Genomic DNA, 1,958 nt, shown 5'->3' with positions numbered 1-1,958 from the left:
ACGCTGCCTGGCGTGGCGGGCACGAACCTGCATCTGGACAACTACGAGTTGAACGGCAAATACGCACTGACGCCGGCCCTGAGCCTCGCGGCTTCATACACGTTCACCGACGGCAAGATGTCGGGTTCGAACGGCTCGGGCGATCCGAAGTGGCACACGGTGTCACTGCAAGGCGACTACTCGCTGAGCAAGCGGACCGACGTGTATGTGGAAGGCGTGTACCAGCACGCCTCCGGCGAACTCGGCAACTTCGGCGCGAACGTGGCGGCGATCAATACGCTGGCGCCGTCGTCGACCGGCAATCAGGTTGCTGCGGCGGTCGGCCTGCGTCACCGCTTCTAAGTTTTTCTGATTTTTCTGGCAGCACGTGCAGAGCGGCGTACCGTTCCGCTCTGCAGCCGAACCCGCGCGTGACACAATCACGCGCGGGTTTTTTCATGGAGCTTACGTTCTCACGTTTCGACGTAGTAATAGTGACGGCGCAAACGCGCCGTGGGTATGCTGAGAACGGCTGCCTTCCTTGCCCTAACGTCGTCAAGTCGTTGCGGTTGAACGGCGGCTTCGTCGCGAAGCATAGCGTTGCGTTCATTCGCGTCGCGCTTCGCCCGCGCCCCAAGTTCCCGTGCACGACCGGGGACGCCGACGATCGGACCATGAAAAGACTTCTCCTGCTTGCCCCTGCTGCTGCCGTCACCGCTTTTCTCGCTGCCTGCGGTTCTTCCAGCAGCCCCGCCCGCGATGCGTCCCAGCCGACGATGTACGTGTCTTCGCAGCGCGCCCCGGCTTATATCGCCGATTGCCTCGAAGGCAAGCTGTCACGCGTGCGGATGTCGCGCGTAGGCGACGCCACCGAGATCGCTGTCGGCTCCGATTCGAACAACTCGTATTTCGTCACGCTGACGCCGTTCAACGCTGGCTCGGTCATCAAGGTGATGCATCCCGCGAATGCACCGGACGACCCGCCTGAATCGGAAATGCGCTTCGATATTGCGCGCTGCGCGACCTGAGTTTTTGGTCATACGGTTGCGTTGTTGAGGACCACACTGAAGGCCACGCCGATGCGCGAATTTTTATCTCGCGTGTCGGCTATTTTTTTATCTGCTCATCTGCGAACATAGCCGCCCTTTAGCTTTTATCCGGCGCGCTGCGTCGTGAGGTTCGATGGCATCCAACAAAGCACATCACGCGACTGGGTTTGCAGCCGGTGTTATCGCGGCGGCTGTTGTCGCGCGCGTCGGCGGCGGTGGTTCGTTTCATATCGGCGTGGTGTTGAGTTTCATCGCCGGGGTGGCAGGGAGTACCGCGCCGGACTGGCTGGAGGTGGCCTGGTGGTCACGCGCGCGAAGGCTGTGGATTACGCATCGCACGTTGACGCATTGGGGGGTGGCATGGCTCGCGTTGCTCGTGTTTTCTTATCATTGGCTTGGGCATTCGGTTTATGCTGCGCCCGCGTTTGGGTTTGCTTGTGGTGGGTTGATGCATCTGTTGGCCGATTGGCCTAATCCGCTTGGTGTGCCCTGGATCGCTGGGCGGCATTCTCTCAACCTTTGGAATAGTGGGCACTGTGATTTGATCGTTGTAGGGGCTTCGTGGGTTGCGGCCTGGTTTATCGGGGAGCATGTCTGGTTGCATGGGGTTTCGGTTTTGCGGTTTTTGAGGATGGGGTAGCGGGTGGTCTTTTGCCTGCTCGGCGCGGGGAAAGTTTGGCCGCGGTGTGGGTCTTTTCTCGTGTTGGTCGTCCGCGAGGCGCTTGTTGTCTGTGTGCCTGCGGTGTTGGCCTTTCCTTGTTTTCTTATTGGTCTATTGGCGTCGCCCCTGTGCGGGGCAGGCACCTACTTTTCTTTGCCTGCCGCGTAACTATTCAGCGCTTGTAAACTGCTACCAGGCTGTGCATAGTGAAGGACATGACGAAGATGCCTGACATCAAGGACCTGACACCGGAGCAGAAGGACGCACTC

General features: G+C 59.7%; 3 protein-coding genes. All 3 read left to right on the top strand.

Annotated elements, in window-relative coordinates; genetic code table 11:
* A partial coding sequence (locus GNZ12_RS41680; RefSeq protein WP_172318514.1) for a porin occupies positions 1–342 on the top strand: 342 nt, incomplete at its 5' end.
* A 311-nt stretch (positions 343–653) separates the two neighbouring features.
* The gene (locus GNZ12_RS41675) at positions 654–1,007 is read left to right on the top strand and encodes a sugar ABC transporter ATPase (protein WP_172318512.1); all 354 of its coding nucleotides are present in this window, start codon (positions 654–656) and stop codon (positions 1,005–1,007) included.
* A gap of 154 nt (positions 1,008–1,161) precedes the next feature.
* Positions 1,162–1,668: a metal-dependent hydrolase gene (locus GNZ12_RS41670; protein WP_172318510.1), complete on the top strand. Its 507-nt coding sequence runs from the start codon at positions 1,162–1,164 to the stop codon at positions 1,666–1,668.
* Positions 1,669–1,958 lie beyond the last annotated feature (290 nt).

The sequence above is a fragment of the Paraburkholderia solitsugae genome, from assembly GCF_013177695.1.
GTDB lineage: Bacteria > Pseudomonadota > Gammaproteobacteria > Burkholderiales > Burkholderiaceae > Paraburkholderia > Paraburkholderia solitsugae.
This window is presented reverse-complemented; position numbering and strand designations above follow the sequence as displayed.